This window comes from Gordonibacter massiliensis (ex Traore et al. 2017) (genome assembly GCF_019731765.1).
Taxonomy (GTDB): Bacteria; Actinomycetota; Coriobacteriia; order Coriobacteriales; family Eggerthellaceae; genus Gordonibacter; species Gordonibacter massiliensis.
In genome coordinates this window covers 1-16792 of sequence record NZ_JAASIO010000018.1, presented here as the reverse complement: position 1 = coordinate 16792, position 16792 = coordinate 1, and the positions used below count along the sequence as shown (strand labels likewise).

At 66.1% G+C, this 16792-nt stretch carries 18 protein-coding genes; 5 read left to right on the top strand and 13 right to left on the bottom strand.

All coding sequences use genetic code 11. The features are described 5' to 3' along the window. The first annotated feature begins 80 nt into the window (after window positions 1-80). Window positions 81-611, top strand: coding sequence for a flavodoxin family protein (locus HCH03_RS15255; protein ID WP_221690177.1), 531 nt, complete (start codon window positions 81-83; stop codon window positions 609-611). 45 nt (window positions 612-656) lie between these two features. Here HCH03_RS15255 and HCH03_RS15250 read toward each other — a convergent pair whose 3' ends face one another. The 3 genes from HCH03_RS15250 to ahpC form a co-directional block, all read right to left on the bottom strand. Beyond that, the gene (locus tag HCH03_RS15250; protein WP_221690176.1) at window positions 657-1778 is read right to left on the bottom strand and encodes a DUF3810 domain-containing protein; all 1122 of its coding nucleotides are present in this window, start codon (window positions 1776-1778) and stop codon (window positions 657-659) included. Window positions 1779-1850: 72 nt separating this feature from the next. Then, a complete protein-coding gene (locus HCH03_RS15245; protein WP_368042463.1) occupies window positions 1851-2315 on the bottom strand; it encodes a GNAT family N-acetyltransferase in 465 nt (154 codons plus the stop codon). Between the two features lie 124 nt (window positions 2316-2439). After that, window positions 2440-3003 (bottom strand): alkyl hydroperoxide reductase subunit C, encoded by a 564-nt coding sequence (gene ahpC, locus HCH03_RS15240; RefSeq protein WP_114602305.1) that lies wholly within the window; start codon window positions 3001-3003, stop codon window positions 2440-2442. Window positions 3004-3552: 549 nt separating this feature from the next. On the opposite strand from ahpC, the gene HCH03_RS15235 reads away from it, so the two are divergent. The 4 genes from HCH03_RS15235 to HCH03_RS15220 all read left to right on the top strand — a co-directional run bounded on the left by HCH03_RS15235 (window position 3553) and on the right by HCH03_RS15220 (window position 4978). Continuing rightward, window positions 3553-3846, top strand: a complete 294-nt coding sequence (locus tag HCH03_RS15235; protein ID WP_221690174.1) for a type II toxin-antitoxin system RelE/ParE family toxin — start codon at window positions 3553-3555, stop codon at window positions 3844-3846. Further along, window positions 3833-4120 carry a HigA family addiction module antitoxin gene (locus HCH03_RS15230; protein WP_221690173.1) on the top strand — a complete coding sequence of 96 codons (288 nt, stop codon included), beginning with the start codon at window positions 3833-3835 and terminating at the stop codon, window positions 4118-4120. The genes HCH03_RS15235 and HCH03_RS15230 overlap by 14 nt, the downstream gene beginning before the upstream one ends. A 320-nt stretch (window positions 4121-4440) precedes the next feature. After that, window positions 4441-4695 (top strand): hypothetical protein, encoded by a 255-nt coding sequence (locus HCH03_RS15225; protein WP_080142579.1) that lies wholly within the window; start codon window positions 4441-4443, stop codon window positions 4693-4695. Window positions 4696-4699: 4 nt separating this feature from the next. Further along, entirely contained in the window at window positions 4700-4978 is a 279-nt protein-coding gene (locus tag HCH03_RS15220; RefSeq protein WP_221690172.1) for a ribbon-helix-helix domain-containing protein, read from the top strand. Between the two features lie 173 nt (window positions 4979-5151). Here the strand turns inward: HCH03_RS15220 and feoB are convergent, their stop codons facing one another. The 10 genes from feoB to HCH03_RS16510 all read right to left on the bottom strand — a co-directional run bounded on the left by feoB (window position 5152) and on the right by HCH03_RS16510 (window position 16302). Continuing rightward, complete coding sequence (gene feoB, locus HCH03_RS15215; protein ID WP_221690171.1) at window positions 5152-7731, bottom strand: ferrous iron transport protein B; 2580 nt, start codon at window positions 7729-7731, stop codon at window positions 5152-5154. A gap of 160 nt (window positions 7732-7891) precedes the next feature. Continuing rightward, a complete protein-coding gene (locus HCH03_RS15210; protein WP_221690170.1) occupies window positions 7892-8848 on the bottom strand; it encodes a sensor histidine kinase in 957 nt (318 codons plus the stop codon). A 15-nt stretch (window positions 8849-8863) separates the two neighbouring features. Next, window positions 8864-9637, bottom strand: a complete 774-nt coding sequence (locus tag HCH03_RS15205; RefSeq protein WP_246600082.1) for an ABC transporter permease — start codon at window positions 9635-9637, stop codon at window positions 8864-8866. Beyond that, window positions 9637-10560 carry an ABC transporter ATP-binding protein gene (locus HCH03_RS15200; RefSeq protein ID WP_221690168.1) on the bottom strand — a complete coding sequence of 308 codons (924 nt, stop codon included), beginning with the start codon at window positions 10558-10560 and terminating at the stop codon, window positions 9637-9639. Before HCH03_RS15200 ends, HCH03_RS15205 begins: the two co-directional genes overlap by 1 nt. 370 nt (window positions 10561-10930) lie before the next feature. Then, window positions 10931-11641, bottom strand: a complete 711-nt coding sequence (locus HCH03_RS15195; RefSeq protein WP_221690167.1) for a response regulator transcription factor — start codon at window positions 11639-11641, stop codon at window positions 10931-10933. 232 nt (window positions 11642-11873) lie between these two features. Then, window positions 11874-12257: a metal-dependent transcriptional regulator gene (locus HCH03_RS15190; protein ID WP_185905184.1), complete on the bottom strand. Its 384-nt coding sequence runs from the start codon at window positions 12255-12257 to the stop codon at window positions 11874-11876. Between the two features lie 409 nt (window positions 12258-12666). Beyond that, entirely contained in the window at window positions 12667-13449 is a 783-nt protein-coding gene (locus tag HCH03_RS15185) for a class I SAM-dependent methyltransferase (RefSeq protein ID WP_221690166.1), read from the bottom strand. Window positions 13450-13812: 363 nt separating this feature from the next. Further along, window positions 13813-14400 (bottom strand): TetR/AcrR family transcriptional regulator, encoded by a 588-nt coding sequence (locus HCH03_RS15180; RefSeq protein WP_221690165.1) that lies wholly within the window; start codon window positions 14398-14400, stop codon window positions 13813-13815. A 258-nt stretch (window positions 14401-14658) separates the two neighbouring features. Next, window positions 14659-15729, bottom strand: coding sequence for a GNAT family N-acetyltransferase (locus tag HCH03_RS15175; RefSeq protein ID WP_221690164.1), 1071 nt, complete (start codon window positions 15727-15729; stop codon window positions 14659-14661). Between the two features lie 168 nt (window positions 15730-15897). Next, window positions 15898-16302 carry an outer dense fiber protein 1 gene (locus tag HCH03_RS16510; RefSeq protein ID WP_246600078.1) on the bottom strand — a complete coding sequence of 135 codons (405 nt, stop codon included), beginning with the start codon at window positions 16300-16302 and terminating at the stop codon, window positions 15898-15900. Between the last annotated feature and the right edge of the window lie 490 nt (window positions 16303-16792).

Below are 16792 nucleotides of genomic sequence, written 5' to 3'. Positions count from 1 at the left end.
ATCGCCAACGATGCGGATCCTCGCGCGAAGACGTACAATGCGAAAGAGGTCCGAAGACGTTTGGCGAGAAAGGACAGCGCATGAAGATTCTGGTGGTGACGGGGAGCCCGCGCAAGGGATCGAACACCGACCTCATGGCCGACGCGTTCGCCGAGGGCGCGCGCGAGGCCGGGCACGACGTGTGCGTGCGGCACCTGTACGAGCACAAGGTGGGACCGTGCTTGGCCTGCGAGTACTGCTTCGCGCACGACGGCACGTGCGTGCAGAAGGACGACATGAACGAGCTTCTGGCCGACGTTGACGCGGTCGACGCGCTCGTGGTGGCGTCGCCCATCTACTGGTTCGACGTGTCGGCGCAATCGAAGTGCTTCATCGACCGCCTGTACGCCCGCGCCCGCAAGGGCTTCTCCATCAAGGCCTTCGCGTTTCTGCTGGACTCCGGCTCGCCGGGCGTGTACGCCGCGGCCGAAGCGCAGCTCGCCGACATCTGCGGCTATCTGAAGTGGGAGAACAAGGGTGCGTTCACCGCTCCGGGCATGGACGGCCGCGGCGCCATCAAGGATACGGGCTATCTGGACGGCGCCCGGGAATTCGGCCGGGCGTTCGCGTAGCGTTGACGGTTCCTTCTGGGCGCTTTCCGTAAGGAGCCGCTCCGTCTAGGGAAGTTCGTCTTGCGCGTCGGGATGCGCGCCCGCCTCCGCCCTCTGCTCGGCCAGCAGCAGGTCGACCATGCGCCCGTAGCTGCGCATGCCGTCGGACTGGTTGTTCGCCTTGAGGTACGCGTCGTTCGCGGCGCTGGAAGCGTCCTGCACCGGCCCCTCGTACTGCGCCCAGTGCCGCGCGCGCTGGGCCAGGTCGCGCTGCACCGCAGGCGCGAGGCCGGCCGCGATCTGCGACGCCGCCTGCGGATCGACCTTCCGCAGCGCGCCCATGGCGTTGTCGTACGCCAGCAGCAGCCCGCTGTAGCGCATGAGCGCGTCGTCGGACTCCTTGCAGGCCAGATACGCGATGAAGTTGGCCTCGTCCTCGCGCATGAAGCCGCACTGGTGCGCCAGCTCGTGCGCCATGGTCCACGGCACCACGAAAAACGGGTTGTCCACGTTGATGTTCGACTCCATGGTGAAGGGGAAGAACATGCCGCCGATGTTGGCGTACGACATGAGCTTGGAGGCGAGCACCGGCTTGGGCGGCGAGTACAGCGGCCGTTCGAGCACGGGATAGCGCTCGGCCAGCGCGCGCATGGCCTCCACCGATTCGCGCGCGTAGCGCTCGAACGCGCCCGGCTCGGCGGCGAACAGATCGGCGTCGTCGCCGAGCTCAGCCCGCTCCCGTCCCAGGCCCTCGGCGAGCGAGGCGGCAAGGCGCGCGAGCTCTTCCTGCCGCTCGGACGCATCGACGCCGACCGCCTCCACGTCGTAGCCGGTGTACGAGGAGAAGGTGTGCCGATAGTAGTTCAGCCCGCACAGCGCGGTGAAGGCGAAGTACAGCGCGCAGGCTATCGCGATCGCCCCCATCGCGGCGCGGTACGCGATCAAACCGCGCTCGCCCTTGCCTCCGACGAACTCGCGGACGTAGTACGCGACGTATCCCAGGCAAAACAACAGGAACAGCGCCACGGTCCACTCGGCAACCGAGAAACCCGCGAACGACGGCAAAAACGCCACCGCCGTGGACAGCGCGGGATACACCGCTCTACTGTACGCCTCCGCCCAATCGGGATGGCTCTGGACGAGCAAGGTCGCCGCGAGGGCCGCTGCGCCGAACGGAATGAGCAGCATCCGCTTGATCAGGAACCTTCTCGCACCGTTGTCCGCGACGCGACGCCGCCCGCCTTCTCGACGACCCACGGGTTAGACCTCCAGCACGAACAGGTCGTCGGCCTCGTCGTAGAAGAAGCCCGCCGCGCGAAGCAGCGCGCGAGACGCCTCGTTGCCGGAATCGGGCTGCACGATAATGCGCTCGGCGTCCGGCTCGGCGGCAAGGCGCTCGACCAGGAGTTCAAGGGCCGCGCGGGCGACGCCGCAGCGCAGGAAGGCGGCCTCTCCCACCAGGTAGTCCAGACTGTAGGTTCCGGCGACGGGCTGCGCCCCGTTCCAATCCTCGCCGCCGCACGCGAACGGGTAGTACTGGCAAAAGCCCCTGGGCGCGCCGTCGACCTCGATGACGAAGTGGCGGATCCACGAGAACGCGCCTTGGCGGCCCTCCGCCTCTTCGATCCAAGCGTCTGGATGCTCGAACCATGGGCGCACGTGCTCGGCGGCAAGCCACCGCCGCAGACGGGGCACGTCTTCGTCTTCGAACGGTCTGAGGACCACGTCCACGGGTATCCTTTCGTCAACTTGAAAAGCTGCGCCCTATGATAACGCAGTGCGGCCTCGGGCATGCCCGAGGCCGCGTTCGCGATGAGCTATCGCCGAAACGGGTTCGACTGTGCCCGTCTTACAGCTTGCCCACCAGGTCGATGCCCGGGTGCAGCACCTCGGAGCCCGGCACCCAGCGCGCGGGGCACACGGAGTCGCCGTGCTCGGCCACGAACTGGCTCGCCTGCACGCGGCGCAGCAGCTCCGCGGCGTTGCGGCCGATGTTGCCCGCGTTCACCTCGTAGCAGACGATCTTGCCCTCGGGGTTCACGATGAAGCTGCCGCGTTCGGCCACGCCGTCCTCCTCGATGTACACGTCGAAGATGTCGGCCAGCTTGTGCGTGGGGTCGGCGAGCATCGGGTACGGCAGGTTCTTGATGTTCTCGGAGGCGTCGTGCCACGCCTTGTGCACGAAATGCGTGTCGCAGGACACGGAGTAGATCTCGCAGTCGGCGGCCTGGAACTGGTCGTAGAGGGCCGCCAGGTCCTCCAGCTCGGTCGGACACACGAACGTGAAGTCGGCCGGATAGAAGAAGAACACGCTCCAGTGGCCCAGCACGTCGTCCTTCGTGACGGTTTTGAAGTCGTCGTTCGAGAACGCCTGGACAGAGAAATCGTCGATCTCGCGGTTGATCATGGACATGTTGTTTGCTCCTTCGCGTCTTCGGCGAGCCGGACAGGCGGTGGGCGGCGACCAATGAAGCGCGTGCCGGCGCGCACCTTCGCATTTCGCAGCGAGTCCGCCTTGCTCGTCGTATTTGTTATCTTGCGCTTACTTTCTCATATTTGAGACCGAATGTATATCATTTATAGGGTCCTGCCGAAAATCTCCAAAAACAGGTTCGGTCGTTTTGCCGACAAACGGTCAAGCGGCCGCTTGACCTGCCACGTAGTACCCACGGCGGTTCCGTGCAAGGTTTGTGCAAGGTTTGCGAGACAAAACCGCGGATCGCGAATGCTATACTGCGCCGCTATCGGCACCGCCCGCACCCGCGCGTGGATGCACGGCACGACCATGGCGAAAAGGGGCACCGGCAAGGCCCGCCTCTCCTGCGTCCGCGCAGGAACGCGAGGGCGCGTTGCTCCGAGAACCGACGGGAACCGCGCTCTTCCGGCTGCCAGCTGTCTCGCCGGTTGCCATTATATCTGATTTGCAGTAGTATTCTGTTTTGCAGAAGCATTGGAGCCAGCCATGCGATTCAAAGACCGCGACATCGAAGCTTTCTGGATCGACAGCGACAAGTTCAAGCCCCGACGCGTGCCGCCGGAACTTCGCAAGCCGCTTTTCCGCAAGCTTCAGATGATGGACGCCGCCGAGGCGTCCGGCTCTCTGAACGACCTGCGCGTGCCGCCCGGCAACCGTCTCGAATGCCTCGAAGGCGACCGAGCCGGACGCTGCAGCATCAGGGTCAATCGTCAATGGCGGCTTTGCTTTACTTGGACGACCAGCGGCATCGAAGGAGTTGAACTCGTTGACTACCACTGACTCGTGCGTATCCGCTCCGGGCGAGATACTGAAAGAAGAGTTCCTCGAGCCCCTCGGGATCTCGCAGTACCGCCTTGCCAAGGCTATCGGAAAGCCGCAATCCGCCATCTCCGACATCGTGCACGGCAAGCGCGCCATCACCCCCGAAATGGCCTATCTCATAGGAAAGGCCCTGGGGACGACGCCCGATTTCTGGCTGCGCCTCCAAACCACCTATCAGCTGAAAACGCTGGAACAGCAAGACTTCCCCGAAGTCGAGGCACTGGTCAACTAGCCTTCCACCGGCGCCTGCGCGCAGCCGCCGCTCCCCAACCCTCGAAAGACTGCGGGAACCTCCGAAAACCCCACGGTCTCTTATCGTTTTAGCTTTGCGCACCAAGCAACCACCTGACCTGCCGCGTAGTACCCACGGCGGTTCCATGCAAGGTTCGTGCAAGGTTTGTGAGACAAAACCGCTGATCAACAGTGATATGCTGCGGCCCAACAGCAGCTAGGGTCGAAACGAGGCGCCCTTGCTGTTCATTGCATCTGCAGCAAGCTTGACCAACCACTATTTTAGTAGTACTTTAAAGTAGTACTAAAGGAAGGACGGGTATGGACGATATCATCGTGCACCCGCATTCCCTTAAGCACGGGCTCACCGAAGAGGACGTCGCGTACGCGTGGAACAACTTCGCAAGGAAGAGACCGCGGGGCGACGATTACTGGGTGGCTTTGGGTTTCGACGGCAAAGGCCGCGAGGTAGAGCTCGTCGCTGCGGTACTGGCCGACGGCACGTTGCTGCTGATCCACGCGAAAACGCCAGCAACGAAGAAGTTCAAGAAAGAGCTCGGCTACGGAAGGAGGTAGCACCATGGAGTACACGCTGAAAAGCGGCGCGGTGGTGACCGACGACGATCTCGAACGCATCGCCGACGCATTCGAGCGCGGCGAATTCCCCGGCAAGCCGGGCAAGCTCGTGGTAGGTCGTCCTCGCCTTTCCCACGAACCGCTGGAAGTGATCTCGTTCAAGGTTCCGCGCTCCATGGCGCAAACCATCAACCGCGCCGCCGAGGCTACCGGAGAAAGCCGCTCCAGCTTCCTGCGCGATGCCGCCATGGAAAAAGCCGAGCGCACGTTGGCCGCAGGTTAGCATTGCGAGCATGGCGCGGCCGTGATTATGGCCGCGCAACTCCCCGGCTTTCGGGTTCGACCGTCCCCGTGTGCCGTGGTGCGACCCGCTCCCCAACCCTCGAGAAAGCCGCGCGGAGCCCCAACTGCGGCCAAGGCCCGCCTCCCCCGCGCCTGCGCGGGAGCCCGCGGGCGCTACCGCGGCCGGGTTTCCACCATATCCTCGTCGTCGGGAAGCTTCGCCCCGATCGGGGCCTGCGCGCAGCCGTCGCACGAGGACGTGGAGCATCCGGAACAGCCGCCGCAGCTGCCGGCGCCGGCGCGGCGTCGGCGAACCATGCGCCGCGCCACCAGCGCGACGGCCAGCGCGATCGCGAGGCCGACCACGACGGTCCACACGTCCCCCGCCGGCAGCTCGAGGAACAGCCCTACGCCGCGCACCGCGAGCGCGGCCACCCAGGCCACGGCGAACTGTCCGAACACCATGGCCAGCGCCCAGCGCCCGCCCAGCTCGCGCTTCACCGAGGCGATGGCCGCCACGCACGGCGTGTACAGCAGGCAGAACACCAAAAGCCCCAGCGCCGCCAGCGGCGTGATGGCCGCCACCAGGGCCGCCGTCGATCCGAACAGCACCGACAGCGTGGACACCACGCTCTCCTTCGCCATGATGCCCGTGACCAGCGCCGTGGAGATGCGCCAATCGTCGAAGCCGAGCGGCGCGAACACCGGCGCGATCCAGCCCGCCACCACGGCCAGCATGCTGTCGGCCGAGTCGGCCACCACGTTCAGCCCGAAGTCGAACGTCTGCAAGAACCATATGACGATGGTTGCCACGAAGATGATGGTGAACGCGCGCTCCAAGAAGTCCTTCGCCTTCTCCCACAAAAGCTGGCCCACGTTGCGGGCGCTGGGCATGCGGTAGTTCGGCAGCTCCATGACGAACGGCACGGCCTCGCCCGAGAACATGCCGCGGCGCAGCACGAGCGCCGCCAGCACGCCCACGACGATGCCGCCGAAGTACAGCCCCACCATGACGATGGCGCCGGTGGCCGGGAAGAACGCCGCCGTGAAGAATGCGTAGATGGGCAGCTTGGCCGAGCAGCTCATGAACGGCGTGAGCATGACCGTCATCTTGCGGTCGCGCTCGGAGGGCAGCGTGCGCGACGCCATGACAGCCGGCACGGTGCAGCCGAAGCCCACGAGCATGGGCACGATGCTGCGACCGGACAGCCCGATCTTGCGCAGCAGCTTGTCCATGACGAAGGCCACGCGCGCCATGTAGCCCGAGTCCTCCAGAAGCGACAGGAAGAAGAACAGCGTGACGATGGTGGGCAGGAAGCTCAGCACGCTGCCCACGCCGTTGAACACGCCGTCGATGACGAGCGATTGCAGCACTTCGTTGACCTGCGCCGCCGCCAAACCGCCCGCCACCACGTCGGTGAGCCACCCGATGCCGGCGTCCAGCACGTCCGACAGCCACGCGCCGATCACGTTGAACGTGAGCCAGAACACGATGGCCATGATGGCCACGAACGCGGGAATGGCCGTGAACGTGCCGGTGAGCAGCTTGTCGATGCGCGCGCTGCGGGCGTGCTCGCGGCTCTCGCGCGGCTTCACCACGCACTCGTCGCACACCTTCCCGATGAAGGCGAACCTCATGTCGGCGATGGCGGCCGCGCGGTCCAGGCCGCGCTCCGTCTCCATCTGGCGCACGATGTGCTCGAGCATGTGCTGCTCGTTCGGATCGAGGTGCAGCTTCTCCAGCACGAGCCCGTCGCCCTCGGCCAGCTTGCTGGCGGCGAAGCGAACGGGGATGCCGGCGCGCTCGGCATGGTCGCTCACGAGCGCCATGATGCCATGCAGGCAGCGGTGCACCGCGCCGCCGTGCTCGTCGGCCGCGCAGAAGTCCTGGTGGACGGGCGGCTCTTGGAAGCGCGCGACATGCAGCGCGTGGTCCACCAGCTCACCGATGCCCTCGTTCTTCGAAGCCGAGATGGGCACCACGGGAACGCCCAGCAACTTCTCCATCTCGTTCACGCGGATGGTGCCGCCGTTGCCCTCCACCTCGTCCATCATGTTCAGCGCCACCACCATGGGAACGCCCAGCTCCAACAGCTGCATGGTGAGGTACAGGTTGCGTTCCACGTTCGTGGCGTCCACGATGTTGATGATGCCGCGCGGCGGGTCGTCGAGCAGGAACCGGCGGGTGACCACCTCCTCGCTGGAGTACGGCGACATGGAGTAGATGCCTGGCAGGTCGGTGACGTTCGCCTCCGCATGGCCCCGGATGGTCCCGTCCTTGCGGTCCACCGTGACGCCGGGGAAGTTGCCCACGTGCTGGTTCGCTCCGGTGAGCTGGTTGAACAGCGTGGTCTTGCCGCAGTTCTGGTTGCCCACGAGCGCGAACGTGAGCGGCTCGCCTTCGGGAAGCGGCTGCTCGTCGTCCTTGTCGTGGAACTTGCCGCCCTCGCCCAGGCCCGGGTGCGGCACGCGCTCGGCGAAACTGCGGCGCGCCCGGGGGCCGCCGGTGCGCTCGGCTGCGGCGTCGCGCTCGTCCTCCACCTCGATCTTGCGGGCGTCGTCCAAGCGCAGCGTGAGCTCATAGCCGTGGATGCTCACCTCCACCGGATCGCCCATCGGGGCGTGCTTCACCATGGTCACGTCGACTTGCGGAATAATGCCCATGTCCAGGAAGTGCTGCCGCAGCGATCCCTCGCCGCCCACCGCCACCACCGTGGCGGTCTTCCCGATGGGCAGGTTGTTCAAGGTGCCCACGTCTCGTCTCCTCCGCGGCCGCGGCGAAATCCCCCTGCGCGACCCCGTTAACCATCGTTTACTTTTCGAGAACCATAGTACCGCTAATCGACTCAGATGGCACGAGAAAGTTTCCCAGGGTGAACGATTCGCGTATCGAGGAGCGCGCGTGCGCCTCGTTTCAGTCGGACGGAAGGAAGGCGTCGGCGCCGAGCGCGATCTCGAAGCGCAACCACGACGTGCCGTCGCGGTTTTCCAGGCGGGCCTCGATGGTGCCGCCCATGCGCTCCAGCAGACGGCGCGCGATGGCGAGGCCGAGGCCGGAGCTTTCCCGCGTTCGCGATCCGTCCGCCGTGTAGAACGGCTCGAACAGGCGTTCCACCTGGTCGCCGTCGAGCGCGTCCGCGTCGTTGGCGAACGTGACGAGCACTCTCCGGCCGTCCTCCTCGGCGGTTTGGAGCACCGATACCTCAAGCGCGGACGTGGCGTACTTGCCGGCGTTGTGCAGCAGGTTCGAGAACACGCGCTCGAGCGCGTCGGCGTTCGCGCGCGCCCACACGGCATGCTCCGGCGCGGACAGGTGCACGTCCAGGCCCCGCTCGGCGAGCAAGCGGTACTGCCCCGCCACGGACTCGCGCAAAAGCCGGCCCGCGTCCACGCGTTCCAGCTCCAGCGGGCCGTCCTCGCCTTGCAGGCGCGACAGCTCGTAGAATTGGGCGACGAGCCGCTGAAGCGCGTCGGCCTTGCGCTCCACCGTCTCGAGCGACGCACGCGTCTCGGCGTCGAGCGCGTCCTCGTCGACCAGCGCAAGATAGCCTTGGATGGAGGTGAGCGGCGTGCGCAGGTCGTGGCTGATGCTCTCCACCTGCGCCTTCAGCTCCGCCTCGCGGCGGGCGTACTCCACGCCCTGCCGGCGGATGCCGTCGAGCGCTTCGTTGACGGTGCCGAGCAGCGCCTCCATGTCGCGGTCGGGACGAGGCAGCCGCAAAATGCGGTTCTCCTCAAGCTGCCCCGCGATGGCGCGCAGATCGCGCTCCACCTGCCGCAGCGAGCGCTTGAGCAGCAGGTAGCGCGCGGCGAACCAGATCGCGACGGCAAGCGCGCAGATCAGGGCCGCTATCAACAAGACATCCGCCATGCGCCCTCCCCTAGCCTACAGCTCGATCTTGCGAGCGCGCCACACACCCACGGCGGCGAACAAAGCCAGGCTGGCGAAACCGGCGATCAGGCATTTGGCCAAACCGAACGGCTGATCCCAAGGGAAGTCTCCACCCAAAAAGGCCATATTGACTTCGTTTCCGAAGATGTTGGTCGGTAGCCAGCCGGCGAACACGGCCACCGGATCGATCCGCAAGCCGATGAGCGCGAGCACCTGGGGCACAACGAACACGACGACTATCCAGGCGACGATGGCGGTCGCCGTTTTGGCGAAGTAGCCCTCCAAAGCGACGGCGAGCACGGCGGCAGCGACGATGGAGGGCAGTCCGGCCGCAATAGCCGTGAACAGGACGCCCGCCGGTTCGGCAACGGGGCCTTCGAGCAAGAGCGCCGCGCTTCCGATGTAGACGACCAGCACCACTGCCATGGACGCGAGGCCCACCGCAACCGAGACGATGCACTTGCCGACGAAAAGGCTCGTGCGGGAGCACCCGTGAGCGATCGCGTTCTTGCACGTGCCGTTCTTCCGATCGTCGGCGTACAGCAAGGCGACGAGCACCCCGGACAGGGCGAACAGCATGGTGAACATCCCCAAAAGGTTGCTCAACGAGAAGCGGACGGTCGCATAGGGAAACGTGGGATCCACGAACGTCATGGCGTACAGGATGATATTCGCCGCCAGCACGACAACAACCAAAGCAACGACGAGCAGGTACGCTTCGGTGCCATGCGAGATGCGGTAGAGCTCGCTTTTCATATAGTTCAGCATCACGCGGCCCCCTTCTCCTTCATTTCCAGATAGTACTGCTCGAGCGACGTCTTCCGACGTTCGAGCTTGTAGATGTCCATGCCCGCCCCGCTGGCCAGGCCGCTGTACGCCTCGATGCCGGTCGAGGGGTCGAAGATGCGCACGATGCCGTCGGGAAGCACTTGGTAGCATTCGTGGTGAAGCTCGCGCTCGAGCAGCACGGTGAAGCCCGCGGGATCCGACACGCCGATGTCGATGCAGTCGGCGCAGCGCTCCTGCAGCGCCCGGGCGCTCACCTGCTCGACCAGGCGGCCGCGGCTCAGGAAGGCGTACACGGTGGCCAGCTGCTCGAGTTCGGCCAGGTGATGGCTCGACACCACGACGGTGATGCCCTTCTCGCGGTTGAGCCGTTGCAGGAACGTGCGCATCTCCACGATGCCGCTGGGGTCGAGGCCGTTCGTGGGCTCGTCCAAAATCAGCACCTCCGGCTCGCCCAAGAGCGCCATCGCCAGGCCCAGGCGCTGCTTCATGCCCATGGACAGCTCGCGGCACCGAAAGCGCTTCGCGTACGCGAGCCCCACCACGTCCAGCACGCGCTCCACGGCGTCCTTGCCCGGCACGCCCTTCTGAATGCGGCAGCACTCCAGGTTCTTCTCCACGCTCAGGGCGGGATAGAAGCCGGGCTGCTCGATGATGGCGCCCACCCGCGCCCGCTGCCGCTCCAGGTCGTGCGGTGCGTAGGCGTCGAACAGGCGCAGCTCCCCCGCCGTGGGGAACGCCAGCCCGCACAGCAGTTTGAACAGCGTGGTCTTGCCCGCGCCGTTGTCGCCCACCACGCCGAAAATATCGCCGCGCCGCACGCGCACGTCCACGTCGCGCAGCGCGTAAACGTCCGTGCGCCCGTAGCGCTTCGTGAGCCCCTTCGTCTCGATCACCGTATCCATGTAGGCAGGTTCTCCCTCTCTTCCGTCCGACCATGATAGAGGAACCTTACGGCAGCGGCGCTTAATAAGTCCTCAAGAAAGGTTAAGGAAAGCATAAAGGGGCGCCACCCCCTCCCTCCGTCCCAAACGAGCGGAGCTTTCAGCCGACCGACGGGGCAGCGTGCCCTTAAGCAAACGAAGCGGGCGCGGGGTTTCCGCGGGGCAGCAAGAAGGCCCTCCTCCCCCGGCGCGAGCGGAAAGCACGTCGGTTGCCGCCGTGGGCGTTCCTCCGGCCGCGCGCGTTCCGCGCGTACCGTTCGCCCGACCGACATGCCGCGAGGGCGGGCGAAGCGGAATGCCCAAAAGGATGCGTCCCCTTTTAGGGCGTTTCTCACGCCAGCTTGAAGCCGATGCCCCAGACGGTTTTGATGTACTCCCCGTCCGGGTCAACGGCGGCCAGCTTCTTGCGGATGTTGCTCACGTGCACGTTGACGGCGTTCTCCTCGCCGTAGTAGCCGGCCTTCCACACCAGCTCGTAGAGGCGCTCGCGCGAGAACACCCTGTCGGGCGACTCCATGAGCACGCGCAGGATGTCGAACTCGTGCGCGGTGAGCGCGATTTCAACGCCGTCGAGCACCACCCGTCGCGCGGCCGTCTCCAGGCGCAGGGCGCCGCGGACGAAGACCGGATCGTCGGCCGCCGCGACGTCGGCGCTCGCGCGAACGCCTTTCCGGTAGCGGCGCAGCACGGCGCGCACGCGGGCCGACACCTCGTCGGGCTCGAACGGCTTGACGATGTAGTCGTCCGCGCCCAAGGCCAGCAGGTCCACCTTGTCGGAAAGGCCCGCCCGCGCCGACACGACGACGACCGGCACGTCGCTTCCCTGCTCGCCGCGCAGGCGGGCGACGAGGTCGCTGCCGGCCATGCCGGGCAGCATGAGGTCGAGAAGCACCAGGTCGAACGCCTCGCGCTCCAGGCGCAGCAGCGCCTCGGTTCCCGAGAACGCCGAGGCGACCGAGAACCCGTCGCGCGCCATGATCTTAACGAGCAGGGCGTTGATGTCCGGGTCGTCTTCCACCACGAGAACCTTGCATGCGTTCATGCTGACCGCCCTTTCCCTGCGCGCGCTTCGAACCCGCGTGCTTCGCCGCCTTGCGAAACCGCTCACATTATCGACGAAAACGACCGGCCCGTCGAGAACGGGGAGGGGAACGAGGGCGCGCAAGCGCGTCGGCGACAAAAAGCGAACGGATCGAGGGACGAGCGGGGATAAGGCCATAAGGGCGCAGCACTTCAAACACCCCTGCGCGGCCATCTGCGACAGTCGGGTCGCCCTAGTCGCGTTCGAGGCCGTTGACGAAGGCGCTCCACTTAGCGAACGACTCGTCGCTCATGGCGTGCTCCATCTTGCATGCCTCCTCGTCGGCGGTGGCCGAGTCGATGCCGAGCGTCTCGGTCATGAACTTGAACAGGAGCCGATGGCGGTCGAGCACCCACGTGCCGTATTCCAGCCCTTCTTCGGTCAAGGTGATGTCGCCGTAAGGCGGCTGATCGACCAGGCCCCTCTCTTTCAGAATCGAGAGGGCCTTGCTCACCGACGCCTTCGAAACGTCGAGACTCTCCGCCACGTCGACGGAGCGCACGGGATGGCGCCCGGATCCGCCGAGCACGACGATGGCCTCTAGGTAGTCCTCGCAGGACACGGACATCTTTTCCACGAACATCGTTCCTTTCGTCGCCGACCGCTTGATCCTGGGTTGCAGTGCTGATAGCGGCAGCCTCGCCGCTTTCCGCGTGGGGGGGTCGACGAATTCGCTGCAAAACAAAAAAAGCGGAGGGAAGAGGGGGGATCTTCCCTCCGCTTGAAAATGCGACGGATGGCCAGACGAGAGGAGCCTCCGCCGCCGGGTCAGCGGACGATGGTCGAAAGCCGGTCATGCAAGCTGCGGGCGGTCGGACCGCTCCCGAGTTCGTTCCTTGCTTGAAAAGCGACTCGCTTTCGATGTAAGTTAGATTAAGCTAACATCATTCCGCCGACAATAGGAGTTAGCTATGACATACATTTTCTCCACAAGTGGCACGGACCCATTCGAATCGTCGCCGGTGCGCGGCTTTCGCGGTAGTCATTCAAGCGGCCTTCCCAGCCGTGACAAGGCAGCCGTGCGATCCCGCCTTGCGCCACGAAACCTCGTCGAACCAGGTGCCCAAGACGGCGCGCATCTCGGTTTCCGAGTAGATGCGCACGTCGCCTTCCCCGCCATGCGGCAAGAACGCGTTCATGACGGCCCGTGCGGGGCCGGGCAGCCAGCAGTCGCCCACCACGAGCAGGCCGCCCGCCCGCAGCACGCGCCACGCTTCGAACGCCGCCCGATCGGGGTCGGGGTAATGGTGGAACGAGTCGTTGCAGTAGGCGACATCGAAGAAGCCGTCGGGGAACGGCAGGTGCTCGCTATCGCCTTCCACGAGCTGCGCCCGGTCGCCCAACCGCTCGCGCGCCCGAGCGAGCATGGCGTTTGAAAGGTCCACGCCGGCGAGTTCGCAGCCGGGAAGCGCCTCGAGCACGAGCTCGGCGAGGGCGCCCGTTCCGCAGCCCAGGTCGAGCACGCGTCGAGGCGAACGCGCCGCGACCTCCTCCACCACATGCGGGTACAGCCGACGCGCATGGCTTCCGCAGACCTCTTCGTCGTAGACGGCGGCTTGCCCGTCGAACGCCCGCTTCGACGCCTCCTTGAGCTCGAGGGCCTGCCGCTCCGCCGCCCGCTTCTGCACGTTCGCCCGTGCCGGAGGCGCCGATTGCTCCCGTGGCGCCTCGCCGGCCCAGTTCTCCGACGCTTCTCTCGACGGTCGCTCCGGCGTCTTGCCGGCGTCCTGCTCCGAGGCCCCGCCGGTTCGCCGCTTTTCTTCTCCCATGTCGGTCTCCTTTTCATTGAACGATGTTTAATAACAAGTTCGAAAAATGCCCCGTTTGGGACGGGGCTGCCTATTCGCTCAGTCGTCCGCGCGCAATGCGGTGCACGACTCTGCCTGCGCGCACCATCGTCCGCGCGCGAGTCGAACCCACACGGTCGCTCCACCCGACACGATTATCGGACCGGGTGTTTCACGTGAAACACTTGTTCGCTGTTTGACTACCCATTTTTTTCATGCGCCTGCCTGCACGCTTCGTCCTGAAATAGTTTTCATCTTTTGTCGCTCGTTTCTCGCTCGCCCCTCACTCGCTTCTCGCTTCCCCGGCCGCCCGCGGACGCTTCTTTCGTTTCTCGCGGCGCACGTTCATGCGGGCTCGGTTTGCGACTCCATCAGAACCTCCACGTAGTTCCGGATCAGCTCGAGCTTGCGGGGATCGGGCATGCTCCGGTCGGACATGAGCCCCAACTGGCCGTACGTTATGAAGTTGACGAGCACTTCGGGATCGCGCACCACTGCCCCGCGGCGGCGCGCCTCGGCCTTGACGGCGGCCAGCAGATGCGGGTACATCCGCTCGCACAGCGCGAACGAGAGCTGCTCGTGGAACGCGCGGTTGCCCTCGGCGTGGAAGAAATCGTGGTAGCGCAGGCCCTCCTCGTCGGCCACGGCGGCGAACAGCGCGTCCATCTTGTCGGCCAAGGTCAGCTGCCCGTCATCGAGGATATGCAGGAATTCCTCCGTGCATTCGGCAGCATACGCTTCGAGCGCGGCGGCGAACAGTTTCTGCTTCGAGTCGAAGTAGTGGTATGCGAGCCCCGGCGTGACGTCGGCCGCCCGCGCGATGTCGCGCATGGAAACCGCGTCGTAGCCGCGCTCCATGAACAGGCGCATGGCCGTGTCGAGTATCTCGAGACGCCGCTCTTCCGGATCCTTCACCGTGCGAACCACCTGCACCGTCCTCCTTTTTTCGCGATCGTTTCCCGGACCGCCTCGCCGCACGCATAGCGGGCGGCTCGTCGGCTGCTGCCGGGCGTTCGGCAAACCGCTCCGCGCATCGTCCAGCCGCACGTCCCGCACGTCCCGTCGAGAGCATTCTGACATACTATTGAACATGCGTCAATAAACGTTGTTCAATAGAGAGTTCAGTCGAATAAACGGCGGCGCAACCGCCCGCATCGGTTTCGAAATTGCATTCGACCGCGCTCGAGCGCGTCAGGCCATGCCGGCCTCGATCAGCTCGGCGGCGACGCTGTCGGCCTCGGTGATCGAACGGACGGGGCGGCAGGGGTTGCCGTAGGCCAGCGTGCGGGGCGGGATGTCCTTCGTCACCACGCTGCCCGAGCCGATGACGGCCCCGTCGCCGATGGTCACGCCGGGGTTCACCGTGACGTTCGCCGCGATCCACACGTCGTCGCCCACCGTGATGGGCAGGTTGCGCTCCCAAAGATGCCGCGCGCCTTCGTCGTCCTTGCGCATAGCGCGCTCGCGACCCAGCAGCGGATGCAGCGGCGTGCAGAACGTGCAGCTTGGCCCCACCCACACGTCGCGGCCGAACGTGATGGCCGCGCCGTCCAAAAACGTGCAGTTGAAGTTGAAGAAGCAACCCGCCCCCACGAAGATGCGGTAGCCGTAGTCCACCTGCGCGCCAACCGAGAGGACGGCGTCCTCCCCGAACGACCCCAGAAGACCGCCCAGAAGCTCCCGGCGCTCCTCCTCGGACAGGTCGGCTTCGACGTTGAAGCGCCGCATGATGGCGCGCGCCCGGTTGCGATCGACCTCGAGCTCGGGCGCGGCGGCGTCGAACCACTCCCCCGACCCCATCTGCGCGCGGATGCCGTCCGTGCGCTCCATGTGCAGCAGCGGGAACGGACGCCCGCCGCCGTCGGTGGCCGAACGGCTCGCCACAGCGAACCCTTCGTGCTCGTAGAAGCCGCGGGCCTGGGGGTTCTGCTCGTTGCAGTCGAGGCGGTGCACGTCCCACCGCTCCACCGCGTAAGCGAGCAGCGCGCGGCCCACGCCGCGGCCGCGCGCCTCGGGAGCGCAGAACAGCTTCTCCAGTTTGCCGCCTTGGGCGCCCGCGAACGCGACGGGACGGCCGCCCTCCCAGGCCACGGCCAACCGTTCGTCGGCGAGCAGCGCGCCGGGCACATGGGGCAGGATGCCGGCCACGTCCTCCTCGGTGAGGAAATCGTGCGTCGCGCGCACCGAGCGCTCCCACACCCGCACGAGCTCTTCGACCAGCTCCGGCGTGCGCTCCCGCGCCTCCGTTATCTCGATGTCCATGTCCGCTTCCTCCCTGCGCCGTCGGACGTCCCACCCGGCGACGACGTTCGTCCGTCTTCGGCAAGCTCTCCGCACGCGGGTGCGCGTCATCCGCCTCGCGCGCGTGCCCGGCAAGAAGCGCGCGTCCGCGGGCAGGCGCCGCCTGCGTCGGCACCCGTTGCCATCGGCTCATTCTAGCGGATAAGGCGCCGCGAGGTCGGCGCGATCGCCCGCCGACCCGCCGTTCGCTCGCATCCCGCACGCCCCGTACGCAGCCGCGTCGACGGCGTCCACCGCGTCGCCCCACGCACCGGACCCGTCGTCGGGCGCAGTCTCGGGCACGATCTCCTCCACGAACCAGCGCGGATCCTCGTGGAACAGGAACGTGCGGGAACGTCCCACGACCACGTCGTAGCGCACGCCCTCGCCGCCCACCTTGAGCGAAGCGCACCGACGGCGGCCCAGCACGGCCCGCACGGGAAAGCGCCGCCCGTCGTGCCAGATCACGGCGCGCGGCACGATAAGCCCGTCCGCCAGGAATTCCACTTCCACCTCCACGTAGCGCTTCCGCCTGCCGGCAATGCCCCGCACCATGCCGTCCTCCCCTCCCTTGCGGTTCGCCGCCTCGAACATCCCAACAAGCGCGAGCAACGAACCCCGCGCCCCGCCTCCTCGCCCCCCGCCCCTTCAAACCCGTTCCGCTGCCAAACCGCCATCGGCATCCCGCGAGCCGACGCATCGTCGTCCCGGGCGAGCGGAGCGCAAAGGCACCGCCCCTTTGCTACCCCGACCGGAACGTAAAGATGCCGCATTTTGTCACCCCGAGCGAAGCGCAAAGGCACCGCCCTTCTGTCATCCTGAGCGAAGCGAACGCAGTGAAGCGCAGTCGAAGGATCCCGCGCGGCGCCAGCCGAAAGCGTCACGGCTGGCGCCGCGCGGGATCCTTCGACTCGCTGCGCTCGCTCAGGATGACAGGCGGGAAACTGCCACACGGGATCCTTCGCCCCCGCTTCGCGATGCCTCCCTGCGCCCGCTCCGCGTGCTCGGGAGTGCAACAGTCCGCTGGACTGTTGCATGCTCAGGA

Bases quoted from the DNA above. Each gene is read 5' to 3' on its own strand.
- HCH03_RS15250 (WP_221690176.1), bottom strand. From the start codon at position 1,778: ATGCTGCTCATTCCGTTCGGCGCAGCGGCCCTCGCGGCGACCTTGCTC.
- HCH03_RS15225 (WP_080142579.1), top strand. From the start codon at position 4,441: ATGGACGATATCATCGTGCACCCGCATTCCCTTAAGCACGGGCTCACC.
- HCH03_RS16510 (WP_246600078.1), bottom strand. From the start codon at position 16,302: ATGGTGCGGGGCATTGCCGGCAGGCGGAAGCGCTACGTGGAGGTGGAA.
- HCH03_RS15195 (WP_221690167.1), bottom strand. From the start codon at position 11,641: ATGAACGCATGCAAGGTTCTCGTGGTGGAAGACGACCCGGACATCAAC.
- HCH03_RS15235 (WP_221690174.1), top strand. From the start codon at position 3,553: ATGCGATTCAAAGACCGCGACATCGAAGCTTTCTGGATCGACAGCGAC.
- HCH03_RS15205 (WP_246600082.1), bottom strand. From the start codon at position 9,637: ATGCTGAACTATATGAAAAGCGAGCTCTACCGCATCTCGCATGGCACC.
- HCH03_RS15185 (WP_221690166.1), bottom strand. From the start codon at position 13,449: ATGGGAGAAGAAAAGCGGCGAACCGGCGGGGCCTCGGAGCAGGACGCC.
- HCH03_RS15175 (WP_221690164.1), bottom strand. From the start codon at position 15,729: ATGGACATCGAGATAACGGAGGCGCGGGAGCGCACGCCGGAGCTGGTC.
- HCH03_RS15220 (WP_221690172.1), top strand. From the start codon at position 4,700: ATGGAGTACACGCTGAAAAGCGGCGCGGTGGTGACCGACGACGATCTC.
- HCH03_RS15255 (WP_221690177.1), top strand. From the start codon at position 81: ATGAAGATTCTGGTGGTGACGGGGAGCCCGCGCAAGGGATCGAACACC.
- ahpC (WP_114602305.1), bottom strand. From the start codon at position 3,003: ATGTCCATGATCAACCGCGAGATCGACGATTTCTCTGTCCAGGCGTTC.
- HCH03_RS15210 (WP_221690170.1), bottom strand. From the start codon at position 8,848: ATGGCGGATGTCTTGTTGATAGCGGCCCTGATCTGCGCGCTTGCCGTC.
- HCH03_RS15200 (WP_221690168.1), bottom strand. From the start codon at position 10,560: ATGGATACGGTGATCGAGACGAAGGGGCTCACGAAGCGCTACGGGCGC.